Below are 23,690 nucleotides of genomic sequence, written 5' to 3'. Positions count from 1 at the left end.
TCAGGCGGTGCCGTCGTCCGGCTGGCCGGGAGCGCGCAGCTCCGGCACCAGGATCCGGATGTACGCGCTGGCCTTGAGCTGGCGCAGGAAGTCCTCGTACGCCTGCTCGGCCTTGCGGTTGCCGATCGCCTGACGCGCCTGGTTGCGGGCGATCTCGTCGGTGCGGTCGGCCTGCCGCGTGCCGAGCAGCTCGATGATGTGCCAGCCCGCTTCCGTCTGGAACGGCTTGGAGACCTGGTCCGGCTTGAGTGCGGACAACTGCTCCGCGACCGCAGCCCCCCAGGCGTCCTTGGCGAACCAGCCCATGTCGCCACCGGCATTGGCGGTGGTGTCGTCGGCGGAGTCGGCCTTGGCCAGCTTGGCGAAATCCTCGTGCTTGTTGACGATGCGCTGGTAGAGGTCCTGCGCCTTCTGCTGTGCCTGGGCGGGCGTGATGAGCTCGCTGGGGCTGATCAGGATCTGGCGGGCGTGGTACTCGGTGATCACCTGGCGCTCGGGCTGCCGCTGGCCGACCAGCTTGAGGATCGTGAAGCCGGTGGGGCCGCGCAGCGCCGGGGTGACGTCGCCGGGCTTCATCCCGGCCACAGTATCGGTGAACGCCGGCGGGATCTCGTCCATGCGGCGCCAGCCGAGGTCGCCGCCGTCGAGCGCGTCCTGCGCGTCGGAGTAGCGGATCGCCGCGGCATTGAAATCCATGCCGCCCTTGATCGCGTTGAGAGCCTCGGTGGCCTTGGTCTGGGCAGCCTGGATGTCGGCAGCGGTGGCGCCCGCCGGCACGCTGATCTGGATGTGCGCAAGGTGCACTTCGCCAGCCTTGTAGGTCGGGCTGTTGAGCAGGTTGTTGATCTCGCTGTCGGTGATCTGCACCGAGTCGCGGACCACGCTGTCGTGCAGGCGCTGCACCGTCAGCTGTTCGGCGATCTGGCGCCGGAACCCGGCATAGCTGGCGCCGCTCTGCGCGATGGCGCCGCGCAGCTGGTCCACCGTCATGTGGTTCTGCTGGGCCACGCGGTTGACCGCCTGGTCCACTTCGCCGTCGGAGACACGGATGCCCTGGTCATTGGCCTTGTTGACCTGCAGTCGCATCAGGATGAGGCGTTCGAGCACCTGGCGCTGCAGCACGTTCAGCGGCGGCAACTGACCGGGATTGCTGGCGTACTGCTGCTGGATGGCGCGGACGGCATCGTCCAGCTCGCTCTGCAGGATCACGCCGTCGTCGACCACTGCCACGATGCGGTCCAGCGGCTGTTCGCCGGAGTTCGAGCCGGTCGGGGCGGCTGGTGCCAGGAGCTGGGCATGTGCGGGGGCGACGGACGCGGCGACGACCGCGAACAGGAACAGCGCGAGAGATTGCTTCATCGGAACGGTGCCTTGGATCGCCTGCGGGCGATGCGACAAATTATTGATATCCCAGAATAGCACGCCGGAAAAAGTCCTCGACCTGGCCGTTGAACGCACCCAGTCCCTTGAACTGCAGCTCGAACATCACCGCATTGTTCGAGGGGATTCGTTTCGACGTGCTGCCTATGGGAGCGTACTGGCTCACGTAGTGCCGCCCGACCACACTGAAGATCACGCAGCAGCTCTCGTACTGGACGCCCGCCAGTGCTTCCACCGTGCGGCGATCCTTGACCGAATAGGTCCACCGTCCGAGCAGGCGCCAGCGATCCGAGACGGGATAGACCGCCGACGCGTCGTATTGTTCCAGCAACACGGAGGTGCTGCCCGGCGTGCGGCGGAACCGGTACGAGAAGTTGAGGACGCCGTCGGTCTTGATCCGGCGCTGGATCTGGAAGGTGCCGAGGTCGACCTGGCGCGTGTTCGGGCTCCACTGGTAAGCGGAGCTGGCCCGCCACTGGTCGTTGAGCTGGACGGCGGCCTGGGCGACGTAATCGGAGCCGGTCCAGTCGGTGACCATCTGCCCGGGCAGCTTCACCCGCTGCGGATCGAAATAACGGATCTGCCCCAGGCTGGCGGAAAACCGCTCGACACCGTTGTCGTCGAGCAGCCGGGTGGTCAGGGCGCCGGTGAGGTTGTTCGCGTTCATCTGCCGGTCGGCGCCCGAATACTGATTCGGAGAGAACAGCTGCCAGTAGTCGAAATTCATCAGCCGCGTGTCGAACAGCGGCAGGTTGTCCTGGTTCCGGTAGGGGATGTAGAGGTAGTAGAGCCGGGGCTCCAGGGTCTGCGTGTAGCCGGTTCCGAACAGCGATGTGCTGCGATCGAAGATCAGGCCGGTATCCAGACTTGCGACCGGGAGCGAGCGCGATGGGTCTTGGCTGGTGAATGGCGACTGCTGATTTGTTCCGAGCCGCCCGCCGAAACCATAGTGTTGGAAATTGTCGTCCAACTGGTAGGCGGTGTAGCGATAGGCCAGTCGCGGTCGCACGAACCACGCCGCTCCCTGCCAGTCCGCCTGCAGGTACGGATACAGATCGGCGCGATTGCCGCTGATGTATCCGCTCTTGCGGAAGGCGACAGCCTCGTTGTTCATGCCGAACTCGAGCCAGTTGTTGAGCGGCACGTCGAGATTCAGGGTGCCACGCGGCCAGCGCCGGTACTGGAGAGAGTTGTCGTTCAGATAGGGGTCGGTGTTCTGGTAGGCATCCACGCCCAGCGAGGCGCTCCACCAGTTCCCCGATCCGAGAACGTAGGCGTTGGAGGGGATGAAGTTGGTTGCGTTGGTGTAGAGGTCGTTGCTGAAGTCCCGCAGGTAGTTCTTGTCCGACACCCGATTCACGCTGGTGGTGAATACCCAGCCCGGCCACAGGCGGGTGGTGTCGCCGAACTTGTACAGGTAGCGCTGCTTGCCTTGCGTGATCAGTTTCGAGTCCGTCAGGTTCGGGCCATGATCCTTGGGCACGTACTCGAAATCGAGGTGCCCGGTCGTCCCCGGCAGCAGATATCGGAACTGCCCGGCCAGCATCGCTCCGCGCTTGGTGTAGATGCGTGGTTCCAGCGTCGCGTCGTAGTTCGGCGCCAGGTTGAGGTAGTACGGCACGCTGACCATGACGCCGGAGTGGCTGGAGTTGCCGAAAGTTGGAGCGAGGAAGCCGCTCTTGCGTCGGTTGTCGATCGGGAAGCTCAGATAAGGCAGATAGAAGAACGGCACGTTGGCGAAACGCATCACGGCGTTGTGCGCCACACCGACGCCGGTGTCGCGGTTCAAGGTGAGCCGCGAGGCGCTGAACTCCCACAGCCGGTGACCGACATCGCAGGTCGAGTAGGTCACGTCCCGGTAATTGCTGTGCTCGGCGTCGGTCATGACCGCCTTCTTCGCGACTCCGTTGCCGCGCGACTGCAGCAACTGGTAGGTGACGTTGTCGGCGACCCCACGCTTGGCCGTGTTGTTGCCTTTGATGTGGTCGGCGGACAGCAGCTCGCCGGCTTCCTGGTAGCGCACGTTGCCGCGGGCGTCGTAATCGGTGGTCTGGTCGTTGTAGTCGACGCGGTCGGCACGCAGCAGCTGATCGGCGCGCTGCATGCGGACCTCGCCGGTGAACCGGTAGACCGACTGGTTGGAACTGTCCGCGCGCTCGGCGTGGATATCCGTGTTGGCGGTGTCGCGCCCGGAGCTGTCCAGCGGCAGCGTCGGGTCGTAGAACGACAGCAGCGCGTTGGGGCGGCACATCGCGTAGCTGATCGGGCGGGCCGGACAGAGGAACGAGCCGAGCGGGCAGCTGACCTCTTCCGGAGCGCGCATGTTGCCGGGAATCGGCGTCTGGCCGGTGGCAGCGTCCGCCTCGAGCGGTGCGCCGAGCAGGGCGAGGGCGGCAGCGACCGCCAGCAGGCGGCGCGGAGGCAACGGGCGCGGCGTCATCGTCACGATGGCAGTCTTTAGGCGGAAATGACCCGTTAAGCTAGCAGAAACGTCCCGCAGCCGGCAGGCTCGAAGGCGTCGAAAGGGTCTGCGGATTCAGTCGCAGGCCGCCTTTGCCGAGCTCAGTAGAGCAGCGCCTCGACGTGCGCGGCGGCGCTCGCGGCCAACGCACGCAGGTCGTATCCGCCTTCGAGGCTGGACACCAGCCGGCCGCCGGCATGCGCACGGGCCAGTTCGACCAGCTGGTGGGTGATCCACGCGTAGTCCTCGGTGCCCAGTCGCAGGTCCGCGAGCGGGTCGTCACGGTGCGCGTCGAAGCCGGCCGAGACCAGTACCAGCTGCGGCTTGAAGGCGTGCATGCGTGGCAGCAGGTCGTGATGCCAGGTCTCGCGAAACTCCATCGAGCCGGCGCCAGCCGGTAGCGGCGCGTTGAGGATGTTGCCGACGCCGTGTTCGTGCGCGAAGCCGGTCTCCGGATACAGCGGCGACTGGTGGCTGGAGACGAACATCACCCGCGGTTCGCGCTCGAAGATGTCCTGCGTGCCGTTGCCGTGGTGCACGTCGAAGTCGGCGATCAGGACGCGCTGCAGGCCATGGGCAACGACGGCATGCGCGGCCGCCACGGCGATCGAATTGAACAGGCAGAAACCCATCGCCTCGCCGGACGTCGCGTGGTGGCCCGGCGGGCGCACGGCGCAGAACGCACGCGGCACCTGGCCGGAAAGCACTGCGTCCACTGCGGCACAGGTGGCGCCGGCGGCGCGCAGGGCAGCCTCATCGGAGCCGGGCGACATCCAGGTGTCCGGGTCGAGCTGGACCCGCCCTTCTTGCGGTGCGCTGCCCAACACGCGGTCGACGTGCGCGGCGTCGTGAACGCGCAACAGCTGCTCGCGGCTGGCGCGGGGCGCCTCCACGCGGTCTACCGTCGCGAAGCGGTCGGCGTCCAGCGCCTGCAGTACGGCCTTGAGGCGTAGCGGCGACTCGGCATGCCCCGGGCAGGGGTCGTGTCGCAGACAGCTCTCATGGGTATACAGGCGCAGCATGCGCGCTCAATCGTGCGAGGACGCGGAGGGTTTGCGGCGGCGCTCGTGCTGCCACAGCACCTCGCCGTGGCCACTGGCGCGGGCCAGCACCCGGCACAGCACGAAAAGCAGGTCGGAGAGCCGGTTGAGATAGCGCGACGCCTGCGGGCGGATGCTTTCCTCACGGCCCAGCGCCACCACTTCGCGCTCGGCACGGCGGCAGACGGTGCGGGCCAGGTGGCAGCACGAGGCCGCCATGCCGCCGCCGGGCAGGATGAAATCCTTCAGCGGCGGCAGCGGGTCGTTGAAACGGTCCAGCACCTGCTCCAGGCGGGTGATGTCCTGGTCGTCGATCATCGCCATGCCCGGGATGCACAGTTCGCCGCCGAGGTCGAACAGCTCGTGCTGCGTCTGGGTCAGCGCCTCGGCGATGTCCTCGGGTACGCCGTCACAGGCGAGCACCATGCCGATCGTGCTGTTGAGCTCGTCGACGGTGCCGTAGGCGGCGACGCGCAGCGAGTCCTTCGGGACGCGCGAACCATCGCCGAGCCCGGTGCTGCCGTCGTCGCCGGTGCGGGTGTAGATCTTCGAGAGGCGGTTGCCCATCGCGGCGTCAGCCGGCCAGCTTGGTCCGCGAGCTGTCGGCGGTGCGCGCCAGCAGGCTCACCAGCACGTGGAACACCGCGCCGATCGCCACGTACATCGCCGTGGTGGTGAGGAACGGCAGGTACCAGTCGCCCAGGTTGGCGAACCAGCCATTGAGGCTGCGTGCGGCGACGGTGACCGGCGACAGCCAGTAGAAGCTGCCGTTGGACAGCAGGTAGCACACGCCCTCGCTGACCAGCAGCGCCAGCGCGGTCAGGCCCAGGGTGGAGACGCGCAGGCCGGCCTGGTGGCGGGCCAGCCAGCTGCCGCCCAGCCACAGCGCGAAGTAGGACGGCACCAGGAACCAGTAGCCGGCCGAGACGCAGTAATGGCTCCAGAAGCTCAGGCCCTGGCTGGTGATGGCGAAGAAGTCGACCAGCACGGCCAGCGCCATCAGCAGCGGGAACGCCCAGCGTGCGGAACCGCGCAGCCAGAAGCCGGCGAGGAAGAACACGCCCCAGGACGCATCCGGGATCGCGTCGAAATGGTGCAGGCGCGTGGCGGCCATCACCAGGGCAAGAAGACTGAAGATGCCGAGGCGCTGGGTCTGCGTCATGGCCATGTAAGGGCTCCTGGGAATGCGGCGAAAATCGACCCCCTAGTCTAGTCGGCCGTCCGTCGCTTGGCGACCCGGACCGCCGCGACGCGCCGCCGCTGCGGGAACCGCGGGCCGGGCGCGTATCATCTGGCGGATGAACCTGAACGACCCGGCCGCTCCGCGCGGCGTCCTCATCGTCGGCGGCGGCCTGGTCGGCGCCAGTCTGGCGATCGCGCTCGATGCCGCCGGCGTGCCGGCCACCCTGCTCGATGCCGCGCCGCCGCGCCGTGTCGCCCCGGCCAGCTACGACGAACGCAACCTGGCGCTGGCCCGCGCCACCGTCAACGGCTTGCGCGCCCTGGGCGTGTGGCCGCATGCCGAGGGGCGCGCCACGCCGATCGCCCGCATCCAGGTCAGTCGTGCCGGCGAGTTCGGCACCGCCCGGCTGGACGCCGCCCGCCACGGCGTGGACGCGCTGGGCTGGACTCTGCCGGCCCGCGAGCTGGGCGAGGCGCTGGAGCGCCGGCTGGACAGCTGCCGTCAGCTGGTCCGCATGGCGCCGGCCACGCTCGAGGCGCTGGAGACGGTCGACGGCGGCTGGCGGGCCATCGTGCGCACGGCCGAAGGGGCGCAGACGCTGGATGCCGCCCTGGTGGTCGGCGCCGACGGCACCGAGTCCTTCGTGCGCGAGCGGCTGGGTATTGCCGCCGAGCGCCACGACTACGGCCAGAGCCTGTTCGTCTGCACCATCACGCCGGAGCGCGACCCGGCCGGTCGTGCCTTCGAGCGCTTCGGCGACGACGGCCCGATCGCCCTGCTGCCGCTGGCCGAACGCCGCGCCGGCCTGGTGCTGACCGTGCCGGCCGAGCAGGCGGACGCGATTGCCGCGCTGGACGATGCGGCCTATGCGGAGCTCGCCCAGCAGCGCTTCGGCGGCAAGCTGGGGCGACTGTCCCGGCCCGGCCGGCGCCAGCCCTGGGCGATCCGCCGCGTGGCGGCGACGCGGTTGACCGGCCCGCGCGCGGTGCTGGTCGGCAACGCGGCGCAGACGGTGCATCCGATCGGCGCGCAGGGTTTCAACCTGGGCCTGCGCGACGCGCTGACCCTGGCCGAGCTGGTTGCCGAAGCGGCCGATCCCGGCGCGACGGCATTGCTGGAGACGTACGCTGCGCGCCGCGCGCCGGACCGCGAAGGCACCATGACGATGAGCCACGGCCTGGTGCAACTGGCCTGCCTGCCGCAGCCGCTGCTGGCGCCGTTCCGCTCGCTGGCCCTGCTGGCCTACGACCGCGTGCCGCCGCTGCAGCGCCTGCTGGCGCGGCACGGCATGGGTTTCCGTGGTGAGCCGCCGCGCGCGGTGCGGGAGCCGCTGCCATGAGCCGGATGATCGGACGGGAGGAAGGCGCGCGTCGCCGCGGTCCCGCGCTGGACGTGGTGGTGGTGGGTGGCGGCATGGTCGGTGCGGCCACCGCGCTGGCGCTGGGCCGGGCCGGTTTCGCCACCGCCCTGGTCGAGTCGCGCGAGCCCGCGCCGTGGCAGCGCGAACACGAGGTCGACCTGCGCGTGGTCGGCCTGGCCGCCTCCTCGATCCGCCTGCTGGACGAGCTGGGCGTGTGGCCGGCGATCCGCGAAGCACGCGCCTGCGCCTACGAGCGCATGCACGTGTGGGACGCCGCCAGCGGCGCGGCGATCGATTTCGACGCCGGCCGCGAAGGGCTGGCGGCGCTGGGCTACATCGTCGAGAACGCGCTGGTGCAGTCGACGCTGTGGCAGGCGCTGGATGGCGCCGGCGTGCAGCGCGTGTGCCCGGCCGAGGTGGCCGGTTTCGAGGCGCGCGAGGACCGCATCGACGTCGCGCTGGCCGACGGCCGCTCGCTGGCCGCACGCCTGCTGGTCGCCGCCGACGGCGCCGGCTCGCCGCTGCGTACGCTGGCCGGCATCGATACCCGCGGACGCGACTACGCCCAGCGTGGCGTGGTCGCCCACGTGACGACCGAGCAGCCGCATGAGTTCACTGCCTGGCAGCGCTTCCTGCCCGGCGGCCCGCTGGCCCTGTTGCCGCTGGCCGACGGGCGCAGTTCGATCGTCTGGTCGCTGCCCGAGGACGAAGCGGCACGCGCGCTGGCGCTGGACGAAGCAGCCTTCTGCGGCGAGCTGGGCGTGGCGATCGACTTCCGCCTCGGCCGCATCACCGGCAGCAGTGCGCGTGCGGCCTTCCCGCTGCGCCTGCAGCTGGCCGAACGCTACGACGCGCCACGCTTCGTGCTGCTGGGCGACGCGGCGCATGCGGTGCACCCGCTGGCCGGGCAGGGGGTGAACCTCGGCCTGCGCGATGTGATCGAGCTGCGCGACACCCTGCGCGATGCGCGCAGCGCCGGTCGTGACATCGCCGCGCCGCACGTGCTGCGTCGCTACGCGCGTCGCCGGCGCAGCGCCGACACGCTGGATGCCCTGGGCTTCGATACGCTGGGTCGCATCTACGCCTGGCAGGCGCCGCCGCTGGTCGCCGCCCGTGCCCTGGGCGTGCGGCTGATCGACCGTTTCGCTCCGCTCAAGCAGCGGCTGGCCGACCACGCCGCCGGCCGCTGAGTCATCCCTTCCGTCACGGAGTCGTCCCATGCGCCTGCTTCGCTTCGCCTCGCTGCTGCTGCTCACGCTCGGTCCGGTGGTCGCCCACGCGGCGATGGTGCACAGGACGGTGACCTGGACCCGCGAGGGCACCACCTTCAAGAGCGTGCTGGTCTACGACGACGCCATCGCGGCCAAGCGCCCCGGCCTGGTGATGGTGCCGAACTGGTACGGCGTGAACGCGATGGCCGTGAAGAAGGCCGAGATGATCGCCGGCAAGCGCTACGTGATCCTGGTCACCGACCTGTACGGCGAGGGCGTGCGTCCGACCAGCAACGCCGAAGCCGAAGTCGCGACCAAGCCGCTGTATACCCACCGTGCGCTGCTGCGCGAGCGCATGAACGAGGCGCTGGCGCAGCTGAAGGCGCAGGCCAAGGACGCGCCGATCGACCTGAAGCACCTGGCCGCGATCGGCTTCTGCTTCGGCGGTGCGGCGGTGCTCGACCTGGCGCGCAGCGGCGCCGACGTGGCGGCGGTGGTGTCGTTCCACGGTGATCTCACCACCGACAACCCCGCGCTGGCCAAGCAGATCAAGGCCCGCGTGCTGGCGATGAACGGCGCCGACGACACCTGGACCATGAAGGACGCCGATGCCTTCATGAACGAGATGCGCGGCAGCCCGGCCGACTGGCAGTTCGTGGTGCTCGGCCATGCCGTGCACTGCTTCACCGAGACCGACCAGCACAGCCCCGGCTGCATGTACGACGCGGCCGCCGCCGCGCGCAGCTACCGCCTGATGCACGACTGGCTGGACCACGCGTTCGCCGGTACGGATTGAGCGGAAGCTAGAAAGAAGGCGGGCCGAAGCCCGCCTTTTTTCTTACACCGTCATCGACGGCGGGCGGTCCTTCGCGTCGCGGCCGAAGGCCGGGTTCGGCGTGCGTCCCATGGTGAACACCAGGGTGCCACCCTTCGCCAGCTCGGCGTGGCTGATCCAGCTGCGCGTCCACGGCTGGCCATTCCAGGTCACCGATTGGATGTACGGCGCGTCCTGACCGTTGCTCCTGGTCTCGATCACCAGGGTGCGCTCGCCGCCGAGGGCGAGTTCGGCACGGTCCAGCAGCGGGCTGCCGAACACGTAGTTCGTGCTGACCGGGTCCACTGCGTACAGGCCGAGCGCGCCGAGCACGTACCAGGCGCTCATCTGGCCGCAGTCCTCGTTGCCGGCCAGGCCGTCTGGTGCGGCGCGGTACATGGTGTCCAGCAGCATGCGCACACGCGACTGCGTCTTGTGGTGCACGCCGGCGTAGGCGTAGAGATAGGCCACGTGGTGGCTGGGCTCGTTGCCGTGGGCGTACTGGCCGACCATGCCGGCGATGTCCGGCGGGGCGTTGCCGGACAGCGAGGGCGGCGCGTTGAACAGGCCGTCCAGCTTGGCCTCGAACGCCTTGTCGCCGCCGAACAGCGTCATGTAGTCGGCCAGGTCGTGCTGGTTGAGGAAGGTCGCCTGCCAGGCGTTGGACTCGGTGAAGTCACGCCACTTGTCGGAGTGGCCGACGGCATCGGGCGAGAACGGCTCCAGCCACTTTCCGTCGGCGCCGCGCGGCCGCACGAAGCTGACGGATTTGTCGAACACGTTGCGGTAGTTGCGCGAGCGCTGGCGCAGTGCCTTCGCCTCGTCGTGCGCGCCAGCGGCATCGGCGATATGCGACACCGCCCAGTCGTCGTAGCAGTACTCCAGCGTCTTGCTGACCGCCTCCCAGTCCTTGTCGCTGGGGATGTAGCCGAGCCTGCGGTAGTACGGCAGGCCGCGGTAGTCGTCGACCATCGCGCGCTGGCGGAACAGCGGCCAGGCGCGGGCCACGTCGATGCCGGGGAAGCCCTTGGCGATCGCCTCGGCCACCACCGAGGCGGAGTGGTAGCCGATCATGCAGGCGGTCTCCAGGCCCTGCAGCGGCCACACCGGCGGGCCGTCCGGGCTCTCCGCGGCCATGCGGATCAGGCCGTTCACCAGCATCGGCACGCGCTCGGGCTGGACCAGGGTGAACAGCGGATGCAGCGCGCGGTAGGTATCCCACAGCGAGTAGGTGCTGAAGTTGTGCTGGCCGGTTTCGAGCTGGTGGATCTTCAGGTCCATGCCGCGGTAGCGGCCGTCGACGTCGTCGAACAGCGTGGGCGCCAGCATGGTGTGGTAGAGCGAGGTGTAGAACACCTGCTTCACCTCGTCCGATGGCGCGTCGATGCGGATGCGGCCGAGCTCGCGTTCCCAGTCGGCCAGTGCCCGTGCCCGGGTGCCGTCGAAGTCCCAGCCGGGCTGCTCGTGTTCCAGGTTGCGCAGCGCGCCGTCGACGTCGACGCCGGACAGGCCCACCTTCACCAGCAGCGGCGCTCCGCCCACCTCGTCGAAATGCAGCGCCGCTTTGAGGTGCGTGCCGCGGGTTTCGCCGGCGTCGCCTTGCGAGCGGTCGTCGCTGAACAGCTCGGCGCGGGCGAACGGCCGCGAGAGCTTCATGGCGAAATGGATGTGTCGCCCGTTGGCCCACTGGTGCACGCGGCGCGAGCCGACCAGGGTGTCGTGGCCGACCACGCGCAGGGTCGCGTCGCTGACCTTGCAGGGCGTTTTCGGGTCGTCGTGGAAGCCGTGTGCGAGGTCCACCAGCAGGTGGCCCTTGCCCTTGCGATGGAAGGTGTAGCGATGCAGGCCGGTGCGCTCGGTGGCGGTCAGCTCGGCGAGGATGTCGTGGTCCTTCAGCCGCACTTGGTAATAGCCGGGGTGCGCCGATTCCTCGTCACGACTGAAGCGCTGGCGGTAGCCCTTGCCCGGCGTGATCACCGCGTCCAGCGGCAGCTGCTGCGGCTTGCCCGGTGCCGGCGGCAGGTCGTAGCGCGAGTGGTAGTTGATGTCCGGCCGGCCGCGGTCGCCGGGCTCGAGCTCCACCGGTCCCTGGGCCGGCATCACCAGCACGTCGAGCATGTCCGAGGCGCCGGTGCCGGACAGGTGGGTGTGCGAGAAGCCCATGATCGAGCCGTCGCCCTGGTGGTAGCCCGAACAGGCGTCCCACCCGGCGTCGTAGGTGTCGGGACTGAGCTGCACCATGCCGAACGGCACCGAGGCACCGGGATAGGTGTGGCCGTGGCCGCCGGTGCCGACGAACACGTCGACGTAGCGGGCCAGCCCTGCGCCATGCGCCGCGGCGGATGTCGGCGTGTGCAGCGCATCACCCAGCGCGGCCGCCAGTGGCGTCGTGCGCGCCAGTCCGGTGCCGAGCAGGGTGAGGGCGGTGGCGGAACCTTGCAGGAAGCGGCGACGGGTCACCATGGTGCTGTTTCTCCGTGGGCGGGGAGGGTGGGAGGGTTCAGGCCTGGAGCAGTCGGGGGCGCTGTTCGGCCAGCGTGACGATCAACTCGCCGAACAGGCTGTTGGCCCAGGCGAACCAGCTGCGGGTGTACTTGGTCGGATCGTCCTGGTCGAAGGCCTCGTGCATGAAGCCGGTGCCGGCGTGGGTGGTCCTGAGCCAGCGCAGGCACTGGCCTATCTCGGCATCGCTGTCGCTGGTCAGCGCACGCATCGTGATCGACATCGGCCAGATCATCCGCAGGCCCTGGTGCGGGCCACCGATACCCTGCGCGGCCTTGCCGTCGAAGAAGTACGGGTTGCGGTCGCTCCAGGCCAGCGCGCGGGTGCGCCGGTAGCGTGGATCATCGGCAGTGCAGGCGCCGAGATAGGCCAGGCTGGACAGGCTGGGCGAGTTCGCGTCGTCCATGAACACCTGGTTGCCGAAGCCGTCCACTTCGTAAGCCCAGACGTCGTCGTTGCCGGTCAAGCGGCCGTAGCGGTGCAGCGCCTGTTCCACCTCGTCGGCCAGCGCGCGGCAGTCGGCAGTGAAACGCGAGTCGTGGTGGATGGATTCGCTCATCGTCGCCAGCTGGCGCAGCGAAGTGACGGCGAAGAAGTTGGACGGCACAGACAGCGGATACAGGCAGGCGTCGTCGGAGGGACGGAACATCGAATGGATCAGTCCGACCGGCCGGGTCGGATTACCGTAGCCGCTCAGTGGCGGGTTCTCCGAGGCCACTTCGGACATCCGCTGGAAGTGGTACGGACCACGATCGTGCTTGCGCTGTTGCGTACGGAAGGTGGCGAGCACGCCGTGCATTGCCGCGCGCCAGTCGTCGTCGAACGGGGCGGTGTCGCCGCTGGCCTGCCAGTAGCCGTGGGCGAGGCGGATCGGCCAGCACAGCGAGTCGATCTCCCATTTGCGCTCGGCGACGCCGGGGCGCATCTCGGTGTCGTCGTGCAGGGCCCAGCTCAGCGCAGCGCGGCTGCGCGGATCGGGCAGGAAGGCGTTGGCGTAGGGATCGATCGCGATGCAGAGCGCCTGGCGGTGGATCAGGCCGCGGTAGAGCCGCTGCAGGGCCTTGTCCCCGCGCGCTAGCGGCAGGTAGGGCCAGACCTGGGCAGACGAGTCGCGCAGCCACATCGCGTCGATGTCGCCGGTGACGATGAAGGTGTCCGGTCGGCCGTCCAGCGTGTCCAGGTGCACCGTGGTGTCCAGCGTGTTCGGGTAGCAGTTGCCGAACAGCCAGGCCAGTTCCGGATCGCCGATCTTCGCTGTGGTCCGCGCCAGCTGCCGCTCCACCGCGGCGCTGGTGAACAGGCGCTTGGCCGGCGGTGGGCGATGGCTGGCGTAGTGCAGGGTAGTAGCTGCGGCCTGTGCCCGGGCGAAGCCGGTGCCCGAGGCCAGTCCGCCGGCGGCGGCGCCAGCGAGCTTGAGCAGGGTACGGCGGGTCATCGTCATGGCGTGGTTCCATGCGGCAGGGTGGCGTCGACCAGCGAGCGCAGGTGCATCGCGCGGCGCAGCGTGTCGAGCGTATCGCGCGACGTCACGCGCAAGGTGAGGTGTTCGCCGGGCAGCAGGTCGACGTCGTTGTCCGACAGCGTGGCGTCGTGGTCGCCGAAGTCGATCCACACCGCACGGGCAAACCGTCCGGCCTCGAGGTCGAGCAACAGACCTTGGTCGTCCCGTCGCAACGTGGCGTGGATCAGCGGATCGGGCAGGGCAAGATCCACCGCTGGCCGGAAGTACAGCAGATGACGCGACAACACCTTGCCGTCGGCGACCAGCTCGAACACCGCGACCGTGCGGCGCGGGTCGGCGCCGTGCAGCAGCTCGGCATCGGCAATGTCATCGATGCGCGTGCTGGCCAGCGGCGGCAAAGCCACGGCGCGCGTGGTGTCCGAGACCATCGTGCCGTCCATGCCGATCACCCGCGTGCGCAGCTGCGCGGCCAGCGGCGTGCGGCGGTCGGACACCAGGAACACCCCGGTGCGGCCGTCCTGGCGCAGAGGCACCACGCGCACCGGCGCGTAGAACTGCCGCGCGCGGAACTGCAGCGCCTTCCAGCGTCCGTCGACGTCGATGCTCGACCACGACGCGCCCGGCCACACGTCGTTGAGCTGCCAGTACAGCGCGCCCATGCTGCGCGGCATCGCGCTGCGCAGATGGTCCACCGCCAGCGCGATGCCGTCGGCCTGCATCACCTGGCTGAGGTAGGCGAACGACGCGAAATCCTTCGGCTCGCCGTAGCCGCGGCGCACGTACAGCAGGAGTCGCTGATTGCCGTTGCCGTGGTCGAATTTCTGGTGCACGCGCATCACCGGCGAGTCGATCGACATGTCGGCCGGCGTGGCGAAGCGGCGGATGGTGGCCATCACGGGCAGCGACTGCAGCCCGAACTCGGACTGGAAGCGCGGCGTGGTCTTCAGGTAGTCCTCGACCGGCGCCGAGCCGCCCCACACGTTCCACACGTGGGCGTCGCCGCTGTCCGGGCTGTTGGCCGGCGCGCCGCCTTCGCTCTCCGGCGATCCCGGCCAGTACGGCACCTCGGCATCAAGGTCCGTGGCCACCTCGCGCAGGGTGCCGTCGAACAGCGCCTGCATACCCTGCTCGATGCGCGCGCTTTCGGCCGGGCCGATGCGCTGGCGGAACGCCTGCCGGTCGCCCCAGCTCTCCCAACTGGTCTGCACCTCGTTGTTGCCCGACCACAGCACGATCGACGGGTGATTGCGCAGCCGGGTCACCTGCTCGATCGCCTCCTGCTTCACGTTGGCGCGGAAGGCGGCGTCGGGCGGCGGGATCGCCCCGCCGAACATGAAGTCCTGCCAGATCATCAGGCCGCGGCGGTCGGCCATGGCGTAGAACGCGTCGGGTAGGTAATAGCCGCCGCCCCAGACGCGCAGCATGTTCATGTGCGCGTCGCGCGCATCGTCCAGCAGGCGGCGCATGCGGGCGTCGGTGGTGTGCGAGGGCAGCGAGTCGAACGGCACCAGGTTGGCGCCCTTGGCGAATACCGGCACGCCGTTGACGACAAAGGCGAAGCTGCGACCCCAGCGGTCGGGCGTGCGGCGCAGCTCGATCGAACGCAGGCCGATCTCGCGTTGCGCCTGCGCGACCACGCGGCCGCCGACGGTGACTTCGGCCGACACCGCGTAGAGGTTCGGTGCACCGTAGCCGGCCGGCCACCAGCGTTGCGGCTGGGCGATCGTCAGCGGCAGGTCGAGTTGCTGCTCGCCGGCGACCAGCTGCACGTCGCGCGCGGACGAATCCTCGCGGCCGTCCGGTGCGCGCCAGTGCACGGTGAGCCGCGCCGGGCCGGCGGCATCGGCGCGGATCGCGAAGCCGGCGCGCAGCTGTGCCTGGTCGGCATCGACCTGCGTCTGCGCGACATGGAAATCGTCCAGCCGCCAGCCGCTCCAGGCCTCCAGCCGCACCGGCTGCCAGATGCCTTCGGTGACGATGCGCGGGCCCCAGTCCCAGCCGAACTGGTAGGCCGCCTTGCGCACGTAATTGGCCACCTGCCGGCCGGGCGGCTCGTCGCCGAAGGCGGAATCGAACTCGCCGGGTAGGGCATACGGCTGCTTCGCCAGCCAGGGTTGCAGCGCGCTCACCGGAGAATGGAAGGTCACCTCCAGTGTGTGCTCGCCCGCCCGGTCGAGGCCGTCGAGCGGTACGTGCCAGCGCCGGAACATGTTGTCCGCGTGCAGCACCGGCCGGCCATCGAGGGTGACGTCGGTCAGCGTGTCCAGGCCGTCGAACACCAGCGCGAGGTGGCGTTCCCGGCGCAGCGCGGGATCGACGGTGAAGCGCAGACGGTACTGCCAGTCGGCCAGCCCGACCCACTGCACCTTCGCCTCGTTGTCGCGCCAGTCCGGATCGGGCAACTGGCCGTGGGCGAGCAGGGTGGCCTGCACGCTGCCGGGTACGGCGGCGGTCTGCCATTGGGCGGCTTCCGGATGCGCCTTCGCCGCCGGTGAGCCGGGCGCGAGGCGAAGTTCCCAGCCGTGATCCAGACGCCTCGTGCGAAACGCCGTCGGACCGGCCGAAGCCAGCCCGGGCAGCAGTCCCGCTAGCAGTCCCCAGGCGCAGCAGCGAGCGAAAATTTGGATCGATCTGATCTGCATCGGCCAGACCCTGCCACAGATTCGTGTCGCCGGGGGCAAATGGCGTCAAAGAGCCGTTCGGGCCTCGTTTCCAGGCGACCGTGGCGGGGGCGGCCGGTGCCGGATCAGTGCCGGCGTTCGACCGAGTAGTCGGCCAGTGCCAGCAGAGCGTCGCGATGCGGCGAATCGGCCAGTCCGGCCAGCGCGGCGCGGGCAGCGCGGGCGTGCTGCAGGGCGCGCTCGTGGGTGCGCTCCAGCGCGCCGGAATCGCGGATCGCGGCGACGATGCGGTCCAGCGAATCCAGTCCGCCGTGCTCGATCGCGTGGCGCAGCGACTGCGCCTGCTCAAGGTTGGCTTTCTGCAGCGCGTAGATCAGCGGCAGGGTCGGCTTGCCCTCGGCGAGGTCGTCGCCGATGTTCTTGCCCAGCGTGTCGGCGTCGCTGACGTAGTCGAGCAGGTCGTCGGCGATCTGGAAGGCGTAGCCCAGCTCCATGCCGTAGCGGCGCAGCGCGGCCACCTGCTCATCCGGCAGGCTGCCGAGCAGGCCGCCCAGTTCGGTGGCGGCGGCGAACAGCACCGCAGTCTTGCGCTCGATCACCGCCAGGTACGCCGCCTCGTCGACGTCGGCGTTGCCGATGTTGAGCAGCTGCAGCACCTCGCCTTCGGCGATGGTGTTGGTGGTGTCGGCGAGGATGCGCATGATGCGCATGTCGTCCAGTTCGACCATCAGCTGGAACGAGCGCGAGTAGAGGAAGTCGCCGACCAGCACGCTGGCCGCGTTGCCCCACAGCGCGTTGGCGGTCTTGCGGCCGCGGCGCAGGTCGGACTCGTCCACCACGTCGTCGTGCAGGAGCGTGGAGGTGTGGATGAACTCGATGATCGCCGCCAGCTTGGTGTGCTTGTCGCCGCTGTAGCCGGCCGCGCCGGCCGCCAGCACATGCAGCATCGGTCGCAATCTCTTGCCGCCGCCGGCGATGATGTGTTCGGCGATCTGGTTGATCAGCACCACGTCGGATGACAGGCGATGGCGGATCAGCGCATCGACGCGTTGCATGTCGCCGGCGGCCAGTTCGCGCACGCGGGTGAAGTCGTCGGGGCGGGAGGCGTCGGCGGGCATCGGATTCTTTGCGGTCAGGGTGGTCACAAGCGCCCGATTATAGGGCGGGCGCACGATCGCGCGATGGCGCGACACGTCACCACAACGGCCAATCCGGTCACGACTCGTATAATCGCCGGATACCTTCGCCGATCCGGAACCTCCCGTGAGTGCACTTTCCCGACTCGAGCGCCGCAGCGCATTGACCCTGGCCTGCGTGATCAGCCTGCGGCTGTTCGGCCTGTTCCTGATCATGCCGGTGTTCTCGGTGTACGCGCAGACGATGCCCGATGCGTCGGACTGGCTGATCGGCATGGCGCTGGGCGTCTACGGCCTGGGCCAGATGCTGCTGCAGATCCCGCTCGGCATGCTGTCCGATCGCATCGGCCGCAAGCCGGCGATCACCCTCGGCCTGCTGGTGTTCATCGCCGGCGGCCTGGTCGCCGCGGCGTCGCACACCCTGGTGGGCATCGTGATCGGCCGCGCCCTGCAGGGCATGGGCGCAGTGGCCGGTGCCGGTACCGCGCTGGCGGCCGACCTCACCCGCGAGGAGAACCGCTCCAAGGTGATGGGCATCATCGGCGTGTCGATCGGCATGGCCTTCCTGCTCGCGCTGATCCTCGGGCCGCCGCTGGAGGCGATCGACGGTCTGCCCGGCCTGTTCGCCGCCACGTCGCTGCTGGCGCTGTTCGCGCTGATCCTGCTGTGGCTCATCGTGCCGACGCCGGAGCGTTCGAAGGCGCCCGCGGCGAGCAGTTTCGGCGGCGTCGCCTCGATGCTGGGCGACGGCCGGCTGATGGTGCTCAACGGTTCGGTGTTCTTCCTGCACATGCTGCTGACCGCCAGCTTCGTCGGCCTGCCGCTGCTGCTGGTCAACCAGCTGCATCTGCCGGTGCAGAAGCATTGGGAGCTGTATCTGCCGGTGATGGTGATCGCCGCCCTGGTGATGGGCGGGATGATGCACCGGATGAAGGAGGTCGCGCAGAGCCTGCGCATCGTGCAGGCATGCATCGTGGTGATCGGCGTGTCGCTGGTGCTGTTCGCGCTGGGCGGCGATCATCTGATCCTGCTCGGCATCGCCGCGACGCTGTTCTTTTCCGGCTTCAACCTGCTGGAAGCCTCGCTGCCGAGCCTGGTCTCGCGGCTGGCGCCCGCCGAGCTGCGCGGTGCGGCGATGGGCGCCTACTCCACCAGCCAGTTCGTCGGCGCCTTCGTCGGTGGCGCGCTGGGCGGCTTCGCGCTGGGGCGGCTGGGGCCGGCCGGCGTGTTCGCCTGTGCTGCGGCGATGACCCTGCTGTGGCTTCCGCTGGTGGTGGTCGGTGCCCGCCGCATCGCGGCCCGGGCGGTCGCAGCCGAAGCCGATTGCAAGACGGGCCTGTCGACCCAATCATGACGTCCTGCGGCCGGTTGCGGCCGCGCCAGGGACGTCGCGCATGGCTCACGACCTGATTGCGCTGATCGCGCACTACGGCCTGTTCGTGGTGTTCATCAACGTGCTGGCCGAACAGGCCGGCGTGCCGGTGCCGGCGGTGCCGACCCTGGTGGTGGCCGGCGCGTTGGCGGCCGGCGATCGGCTGCCATTGCCCGGCGTGTTGCTGGCGGCGCTGGCGGCCAGCCTGATCAGCGATACCGGCTGGTACCTGGCCGGTCGCCGTTTCGGCGGCGGCGTGATGCGCACGCTGTGCCGCATCTCGCTCTCACCCGATTCCTGCGTGAAACAGTCCGAACTGCGCTTCCAGCGCTGGCGCGGACGCATGCTGCTGGTCGCCAAGTTCGTGCCGGGGCTGTCCACCGTGGCACCGCCGCTGGTCGGCGCGATGGGCCTTCGCCCGGGCGCTTTCCTGCTGCTGGACGGCGTCGGATCGCTGCTGTGGGCGGGCGCGGCGGTGGGCGTGGGCTACGTCTTCGCGCCGCAGATCGACCGGGTGATCGACGCGATCGAGCAGGCCGGCGTGGTCGCCCTGCAGGGTCTGGCCTTCCTGCTGGTGCTCTACATCGCCGTCAAGTGGTGGCAGCGCCACCGCCTGCTGGTTTCGCTGCGGATGGCGCGGATCTCGGTCGAGGAGCTCAACGACGCCATCGCCGCCGGACGCAACCCGGTGGTGGTGGACGTGCGTTCGTCAGCGGCGCGACTGCTGGACGGGCGCGCTATTCCCGGCGCGCTGCTGGCCGACCTGGAGGGTGTGCACCTGGCCCTGGCCGACGTGCCGCGGGACCGCGAGCTGGTGATCTACTGCAGCTGTCCGAACGAGGTCTCGGCGGCCAAGGCCGCCAGCCTGCTGATGTCGCTGGGTTACCGCAACGTGCGCCCGCTGCAGGGAGGGCTGGAGGCCTGGCAGGAGGCAGGTTACCCGGTGGCCACCCTGCCGGCCGAGCACAGCGGAGCGCACGACCGCGTCGCCTGAACCGCCCGCTCAGGGAATCGGGCAGCGGCCGTCCAGCGGTTGGGTCCGTGCCGCTTCGAGCGCCTCGGGCGTGGCCGGGCGCGCGGCGACCGGGTCGAACACGATTCTTGCCCGCACGTTGTCGCCGTTGCTGCCGCGGATATTGGCCAGCCCGACGAACTGCAGCAGTTCGCGGCTCGCGGCGTCGTATGCCACGTCGATGTGCGGCAGCGCGAAACCGATCCAGCTGGCCAGCCCCAGCCGGTAGCGACGGGCCGGCCGCCCCTCGACCACCGCGTCGTCGAGGCGGCGCACCTTGAAGTCGAGCGCGCCCAGCCGGCTGGGGATCAGGAAGGGCACCGTTTCGGCGTCGCCGCGGCCGAGGCGGTCCCAGTGCTGGCGGATGTAGGCGTCGAAGCCGGCGTCGATCACCAGATCGGGCGAATCGGGCAGTTTCGCGCTCCGCTCGGTGGACCCGCCGCCCGGTTGCGTGAACACCACCCGGCCGTCACCGGTCCGGCGCACGCCTTCGCGGTAGCCGCTGCGGCCATCGGTCAGCTCGAAGTCCGGCGCCTGCGACGGACCGTCCTCGCGCAGCCACTTGCGCGCGAACGGTCGCCCGTCGGGGCAGCGATACAGCACCAGTCGGGCGGGCACGCCGTGGTCGGCGTAGAGCCAGTGGCTCTCGGTGTACATCAGGTGGCCGTCGCCGGTGGCGTAGGCCCGGCCCTCGAGCTGGCGGATGCCGCTGCTGTCCGTGGGCGCGGCGCCCACGGCTCGGCCGGTCGAAGCCGCGGCCAGGATCAGGCCCGCGAGCACGGGCAACAGGGAGATGGTCCTCAAGGTCGGCCTCCACGCCGGCGGGAGCGGTCGGCGCAGTGGGATGGGCGCCGGTCATGTTGCTTACGCGTGTCGATAGGCCGCGGATGCGGCGGGAGGGGGGGGGGGGGGCAGGGCACAAGCCGAGCCGCGGCGGTAGGCTCGGGCTATGATAGGGGGCCATTCCGGAGCCGGCCGACACCATCCGGTCATCCACGACCGCCGGCCGGCCTTCCGGGCCGGTCAAGCACAGCGAGGTAGTTCCATGGCACGTGGTATCAACAAGGTCATCCTGGTCGGCAATCTGGGCGCCGATCCCGAAGTGCGTTACACCGGCAGTGGCACCGCCATCGCCACGCTCAGCGTCGCCACCTCCGAGAGCTGGACCGACAAGCAGAGCGGCGAGAAGCAGGAGCGCACCGAGTGGCACCGTGTGAAGCTGTTCGGTCGCCTCGCCGAGATCGCCGGCGAGTACCTGAAGAAGGGCCGGCAGATCTACATCGAAGGCTCGCTGCGCACCGACAAGTACACCGACAAGCAGGGCGTGGAGCGCTACAGCACCGACATCGTTGCCAGCGAGATGCAGATGCTCGGCGGCGGCAGCGAAGGTGGCATGGGCGGCGGTGGCGGTGGTGGCGGCTACCAGCAGCGGGGCCAGGGCGGCGGTGGCCGTTCCGGTGGCGGCGGTGGTGGTTACGGCGGTGGTCGCGGCGGCAACAACAACGACTTCCAGCGTGGCGGCAACGATATGCCCCGGCAGGCGCCTGCTCCGGCGGACACCGGCGGTTTCGACGACGACGACATTCCGTTCTGAAGCGGTCGCTGCTTCAGTCTATCGGTGCAGAAACGGCAGCCTCGGGGCTGCCGTTTTCGTGTCCGGCGCGCTATGCCCGGATCCACCGCCACAGTTCGCCCCAGCTTGGCTTCTTGCCGTACATCAGAATGCCGGTGCGGTAGATGCGCCCGGCCAGCCACACGCAGGCCAGCAGACCCAGCACCATCAGGCCCAGTGACAGCGCCAGTTGCGTGAGTGGCACGGCGGTCATCGACCAGCGGACGGGCATGGTGAACGGAGCGAAGAACGGGATGAAGGACATAGTGGTGCCCAGCATGCCCGAGGGGTTGTTGATCAGCCCGAACATCGACATGAAGCCGACCACGATGCTCATGGTGACGAAGACGGCGTACTGCTGCGCCTCCTGGATGGTGTTGCACATCGCGCCGATCGCTGCGTACAGCGAACCGTAGATCAGGAAGCCCAGCGTGAAGTAGAGCAGGAACACCGCCAGCAACGATGGCGGCATGCTGGGAATGGCGGAATTTCCTGCGGCAGCGCCGATGCCGAATGCGCCGGCCAGATGCGGGCCCTGGCTGCCGAGCACGAGGGCCGTGCCCACCCATATCGCCATTTGGGTCAGGCCGGCCAGTCCCACGCCCAGCACCTTGCCCATCAGCATCTGGAACGGGGTGAGCGAGGAGGTGAGCACCTCCATGATTCGGGAATTCTTTTCCTCGATGACGGAGGTCAGCGTGCGGCTGCCGTAGGACAGTATGGCGATATAGAGGATGAAGCCCATCGCGTAGGCGAGCACGAACGATGCCTTGCCGCTCTGTCCGGTGAGCTTGCCGTCGGTGACCTTGGCGGTGTCCACGTCCGCGGGCGCCATCGCCTTGGCGACCAGCGACTGGTCGACGCCGGCATGCGCCAGTCGCACGCCGGCGAGCGCCTTGGAGATTTCGCGTTGCAGCCGGCCCATGCCATTGGGCGAACTGACGTCATCGCCGTAGTAGTGCAGCTTGCCGCTGGCCAGCGTGTCCGCGTCGAGAACCAGTACGCCGTTCCAGCCATCCGGCTGCGTGTCCCGTGCGAAACCGGCCTTGGCGATCAGGCCGCTTCGTACCTGGTCGAGGTGTTCGGTATCGGTGGTGAACAGGGTCAGCTCGTAGCGTGGCCTGACCTGCGCGCCACCGCCGAAGGTGGCGGTCTCGAGCGCGGTCATGACCGGTTGACCCAGCCCGGCGCCGGAGGCATCCACCACCGCCACGCGGCTGGTGTGGTCGCCGCCGCGCATCAACAGTGCCGGCAGTACCGCCATCGCCACCATGAACACCGGCAACAGCAACGTGGAGATCAGGAAGGCCCGGGTACGCACGCGCTCCACGTACTCGCGGCGGATCACGGCAAAGGTCTTGTTCATGCGGCGGCTCCGGTGGCAACCGGCAGGGGGGCGGCGTCGGGATCGGCGCCGACCTTGGCCACGAAGATGGCGTGCAGCGAAGGCTCCACCACTTCAAAGCGGCGCAGGCCCACGCCGGCGTTGACCAGTGCGGTGAGCAGCTGCTCGGGCTGTGCGCCTTCAGCCATCTTCAGTTCGGCACTGGCACCGTAGTCGTCCATCCGTGCGATCAGCCGCGGATCGGCGAGCACCGCATCGGCGAGCGGCCGATTACCGGAAAACCCCAGTGCGACGTGACGTCCGCCGAAGTCGGCCTTCACCTGCGCCACGGTCCCGTTCGCCACCAGCTTGCCGCGGGCGATGATCGCCACGCGATCGCACATGCGTTCGGCCTGCTCCATGACGTGGGTGGAGAGCAGCACGGTGCGGCCGGCGGCAGCGATCTCCACCACGATGTCCTTCATGACCTGGGCATTGATCGGGTCGAGGCCGGAGAACGGCTCATCGAGAATCACCAGCTCCGGTTCGTGCAGCAGCGCGCCGGCGAACTGAACCTTCTGCTGCATGCCCTTGGAGAGGTCCTCCACCTTCTTCTGCGCCCAGTTGGCGATTTCCAGGCGCTCCAGCCAGACCATTGCGCGACGCCGCGCCTCGGTGCGCGAAATCCCCTTCACTTCACCCAGGAACACCAGGTGATCCAGCACCTTCATCTTTTTGTAGAGACCGCGCTCTTCGGGGAGGTAACCGATGCGTGAGGAGAGGTTGCGGCCGCTGCCGCCGGCACCGAACAGGGCGATGCGTCCTTCGTCGGGTTGCAGGATGCCCATGATGAGGCGGATGGTGGTGGACTTGCCCGCGCCGTTGGGGCCGAGCAGGCCATAGATGCCACCGGACGGTACCTGCAACGAAAGATTGCTCACTGCCGTATGGCCGGCGAACCGCTTGGTTACCGATTCAACGCTGATGCTGGACACGCGCACTGCTCCCTGTTCGCCGGTCTCCCCGACCTGTCGCAGATCAAGCTAGCACGGTGCAAATGGCGCCCCGAAGTGTCGTTTGTCACCTGTCTTCATCGCGGGCAGGAGCGCCGGGACGAGAGCGTGGAACGGGTCGGCCGACCGTGTCGGCCAAGCATGCGCAGACCATCCCGCGAACTTCCGCTCGGTTCCGGTCGCCGCG

The 23,690-nt window shown here is 69.1% G+C and carries 18 protein-coding genes; 6 read left to right on the top strand and 12 right to left on the bottom strand.

What is annotated here, in order from left to right; translation table 11 throughout:
* From ATSB10_RS11105 to ATSB10_RS11085, 5 genes are all read right to left on the bottom strand, one after another.
* Window positions 1–1,359: a peptidylprolyl isomerase gene (locus ATSB10_RS11105; protein WP_063672834.1), complete on the bottom strand. Its 1,359-nt coding sequence runs from the start codon at window positions 1,357–1,359 to the stop codon at window positions 1–3.
* 40 nt (window positions 1,360–1,399) lie between these two features.
* Window positions 1,400–3,820: an LPS-assembly protein LptD gene (locus ATSB10_RS11100; protein ID WP_063672832.1), complete on the bottom strand. Its 2,421-nt coding sequence runs from the start codon at window positions 3,818–3,820 to the stop codon at window positions 1,400–1,402.
* A 122-nt stretch (window positions 3,821–3,942) separates the two neighbouring features.
* Complete coding sequence (locus ATSB10_RS11095) at window positions 3,943–4,863, bottom strand: histone deacetylase family protein (RefSeq protein WP_063672829.1); 921 nt, start codon at window positions 4,861–4,863, stop codon at window positions 3,943–3,945.
* A gap of 6 nt (window positions 4,864–4,869) precedes the next feature.
* Window positions 4,870–5,448 (bottom strand): cob(I)yrinic acid a,c-diamide adenosyltransferase, encoded by a 579-nt coding sequence (locus ATSB10_RS11090; RefSeq protein WP_063672826.1) that lies wholly within the window; start codon window positions 5,446–5,448, stop codon window positions 4,870–4,872.
* Window positions 5,449–5,455: 7 nt separating this feature from the next.
* Window positions 5,456–6,049, bottom strand: coding sequence for a hypothetical protein (locus ATSB10_RS11085; RefSeq protein ID WP_157469196.1), 594 nt, complete (start codon window positions 6,047–6,049; stop codon window positions 5,456–5,458).
* Window positions 6,050–6,179: 130 nt separating this feature from the next.
* Here ATSB10_RS11085 and ubiH point away from each other — a divergent pair, with 130 nt between their 5' ends.
* Genes ubiH through ATSB10_RS11070 form a run of 3 tightly spaced genes read left to right on the top strand, consistent with a single transcriptional unit; the run spans window position 6,180 to window position 9,431 of the window.
* Window positions 6,180–7,403, top strand: a complete 1,224-nt coding sequence (gene ubiH, locus ATSB10_RS11080) for a 2-octaprenyl-6-methoxyphenyl hydroxylase (protein ID WP_063672823.1) — start codon at window positions 6,180–6,182, stop codon at window positions 7,401–7,403.
* Window positions 7,400–8,614, top strand: a complete 1,215-nt coding sequence (locus tag ATSB10_RS11075; protein WP_063672820.1) for a UbiH/UbiF/VisC/COQ6 family ubiquinone biosynthesis hydroxylase — start codon at window positions 7,400–7,402, stop codon at window positions 8,612–8,614. Before ubiH ends, ATSB10_RS11075 begins: the two co-directional genes overlap by 4 nt.
* A 28-nt stretch (window positions 8,615–8,642) precedes the next feature.
* The gene (locus ATSB10_RS11070; RefSeq protein WP_063672817.1) at window positions 8,643–9,431 is read left to right on the top strand and encodes a dienelactone hydrolase family protein; all 789 of its coding nucleotides are present in this window, start codon (window positions 8,643–8,645) and stop codon (window positions 9,429–9,431) included.
* Between the two features lie 42 nt (window positions 9,432–9,473).
* Here ATSB10_RS11070 and ATSB10_RS11065 read toward each other — a convergent pair whose 3' ends face one another.
* The 4 genes from ATSB10_RS11065 to ATSB10_RS11050 form a co-directional block, all read right to left on the bottom strand.
* The gene (locus ATSB10_RS11065) at window positions 9,474–11,912 is read right to left on the bottom strand and encodes a GH92 family glycosyl hydrolase (protein WP_063672814.1); all 2,439 of its coding nucleotides are present in this window, start codon (window positions 11,910–11,912) and stop codon (window positions 9,474–9,476) included.
* 37 nt (window positions 11,913–11,949) lie between these two features.
* Window positions 11,950–13,392: a glycoside hydrolase family 125 protein gene (locus ATSB10_RS11060; RefSeq protein WP_063672811.1), complete on the bottom strand. Its 1,443-nt coding sequence runs from the start codon at window positions 13,390–13,392 to the stop codon at window positions 11,950–11,952.
* Window positions 13,389–16,055: a beta-mannosidase gene (locus ATSB10_RS11055; protein WP_169816714.1), complete on the bottom strand. Its 2,667-nt coding sequence runs from the start codon at window positions 16,053–16,055 to the stop codon at window positions 13,389–13,391. The genes ATSB10_RS11060 and ATSB10_RS11055 overlap by 4 nt, the downstream gene beginning before the upstream one ends.
* A 104-nt stretch (window positions 16,056–16,159) precedes the next feature.
* Window positions 16,160–17,152, bottom strand: a complete 993-nt coding sequence (locus ATSB10_RS11050; RefSeq protein ID WP_063674451.1) for a polyprenyl synthetase family protein — start codon at window positions 17,150–17,152, stop codon at window positions 16,160–16,162.
* A gap of 145 nt (window positions 17,153–17,297) precedes the next feature.
* Here ATSB10_RS11050 and ATSB10_RS11045 point away from each other — a divergent pair, with 145 nt between their 5' ends.
* A complete protein-coding gene (locus ATSB10_RS11045; protein WP_063672809.1) occupies window positions 17,298–18,524 on the top strand; it encodes an MFS transporter in 1,227 nt (408 codons plus the stop codon).
* A 40-nt stretch (window positions 18,525–18,564) separates the two neighbouring features.
* Window positions 18,565–19,536, top strand: coding sequence for a DedA family protein/thiosulfate sulfurtransferase GlpE (locus ATSB10_RS11040; RefSeq protein WP_063672807.1), 972 nt, complete (start codon window positions 18,565–18,567; stop codon window positions 19,534–19,536).
* A 9-nt stretch (window positions 19,537–19,545) separates the two neighbouring features.
* On the opposite strand, the gene ATSB10_RS11035 is transcribed toward ATSB10_RS11040, so the two are convergent.
* Complete coding sequence (locus ATSB10_RS11035) at window positions 19,546–20,358, bottom strand: hypothetical protein (RefSeq protein WP_157469194.1); 813 nt, start codon at window positions 20,356–20,358, stop codon at window positions 19,546–19,548.
* A gap of 241 nt (window positions 20,359–20,599) precedes the next feature.
* On the opposite strand from ATSB10_RS11035, the gene ssb reads away from it, so the two are divergent.
* Window positions 20,600–21,148, top strand: coding sequence for a single-stranded DNA-binding protein (ssb, locus tag ATSB10_RS11030; protein ID WP_063672805.1), 549 nt, complete (start codon window positions 20,600–20,602; stop codon window positions 21,146–21,148).
* Window positions 21,149–21,218: 70 nt separating this feature from the next.
* Here the strand turns inward: ssb and ATSB10_RS11025 are convergent, their stop codons facing one another.
* Window positions 21,219–22,532, bottom strand: coding sequence for an ABC transporter permease (locus ATSB10_RS11025; protein ID WP_063672802.1), 1,314 nt, complete (start codon window positions 22,530–22,532; stop codon window positions 21,219–21,221).
* Window positions 22,529–23,485: an ABC transporter ATP-binding protein gene (locus ATSB10_RS11020; RefSeq protein WP_063672799.1), complete on the bottom strand. Its 957-nt coding sequence runs from the start codon at window positions 23,483–23,485 to the stop codon at window positions 22,529–22,531. The genes ATSB10_RS11025 and ATSB10_RS11020 overlap by 4 nt, the downstream gene beginning before the upstream one ends.
* Between the last annotated feature and the right edge of the window lie 205 nt (window positions 23,486–23,690).

This window comes from Dyella thiooxydans, from assembly GCF_001641285.1.
In the GTDB taxonomy this organism is placed as follows: Bacteria; Pseudomonadota; Gammaproteobacteria; order Xanthomonadales; family Rhodanobacteraceae; genus Dyella_A; species Dyella_A thiooxydans.
This window is presented reverse-complemented; position numbering and strand designations above follow the sequence as displayed.

Excerpts from the sequence above, each read along its gene's own strand:
- ATSB10_RS11105 (WP_063672834.1), bottom strand. The coding sequence starts at position 1,359 with ATGAAGCAATCTCTCGCGCTGTTCCTGTTCGCGGTCGTCGCCGCGTCC.
- ATSB10_RS11100 (WP_063672832.1), bottom strand. The coding sequence starts at position 3,820 with ATGACGCCGCGCCCGTTGCCTCCGCGCCGCCTGCTGGCGGTCGCTGCC.
- ATSB10_RS11095 (WP_063672829.1), bottom strand. The coding sequence starts at position 4,863 with ATGCTGCGCCTGTATACCCATGAGAGCTGTCTGCGACACGACCCCTGC.
- ATSB10_RS11090 (WP_063672826.1), bottom strand. The coding sequence starts at position 5,448 with ATGGGCAACCGCCTCTCGAAGATCTACACCCGCACCGGCGACGACGGC.
- ATSB10_RS11085 (WP_157469196.1), bottom strand. The coding sequence starts at position 6,049 with ATGGCCATGACGCAGACCCAGCGCCTCGGCATCTTCAGTCTTCTTGCC.
- ubiH (WP_063672823.1), top strand. The coding sequence starts at position 6,180 with ATGAACCTGAACGACCCGGCCGCTCCGCGCGGCGTCCTCATCGTCGGC.
- ATSB10_RS11075 (WP_063672820.1), top strand. The coding sequence starts at position 7,400 with ATGAGCCGGATGATCGGACGGGAGGAAGGCGCGCGTCGCCGCGGTCCC.
- ATSB10_RS11070 (WP_063672817.1), top strand. The coding sequence starts at position 8,643 with ATGCGCCTGCTTCGCTTCGCCTCGCTGCTGCTGCTCACGCTCGGTCCG.
- ATSB10_RS11065 (WP_063672814.1), bottom strand. The coding sequence starts at position 11,912 with ATGGTGACCCGTCGCCGCTTCCTGCAAGGTTCCGCCACCGCCCTCACC.
- ATSB10_RS11060 (WP_063672811.1), bottom strand. The coding sequence starts at position 13,392 with ATGACGATGACCCGCCGTACCCTGCTCAAGCTCGCTGGCGCCGCCGCC.
- ATSB10_RS11055 (WP_169816714.1), bottom strand. The coding sequence starts at position 16,055 with ATGCAGATCAGATCGATCCAAATTTTCGCTCGCTGCTGCGCCTGGGGA.
- ATSB10_RS11050 (WP_063674451.1), bottom strand. The coding sequence starts at position 17,152 with ATGCCCGCCGACGCCTCCCGCCCCGACGACTTCACCCGCGTGCGCGAA.
- ATSB10_RS11040 (WP_063672807.1), top strand. The coding sequence starts at position 18,565 with ATGGCTCACGACCTGATTGCGCTGATCGCGCACTACGGCCTGTTCGTG.
- ssb (WP_063672805.1), top strand. The coding sequence starts at position 20,600 with ATGGCACGTGGTATCAACAAGGTCATCCTGGTCGGCAATCTGGGCGCC.
- ATSB10_RS11025 (WP_063672802.1), bottom strand. The coding sequence starts at position 22,532 with ATGAACAAGACCTTTGCCGTGATCCGCCGCGAGTACGTGGAGCGCGTG.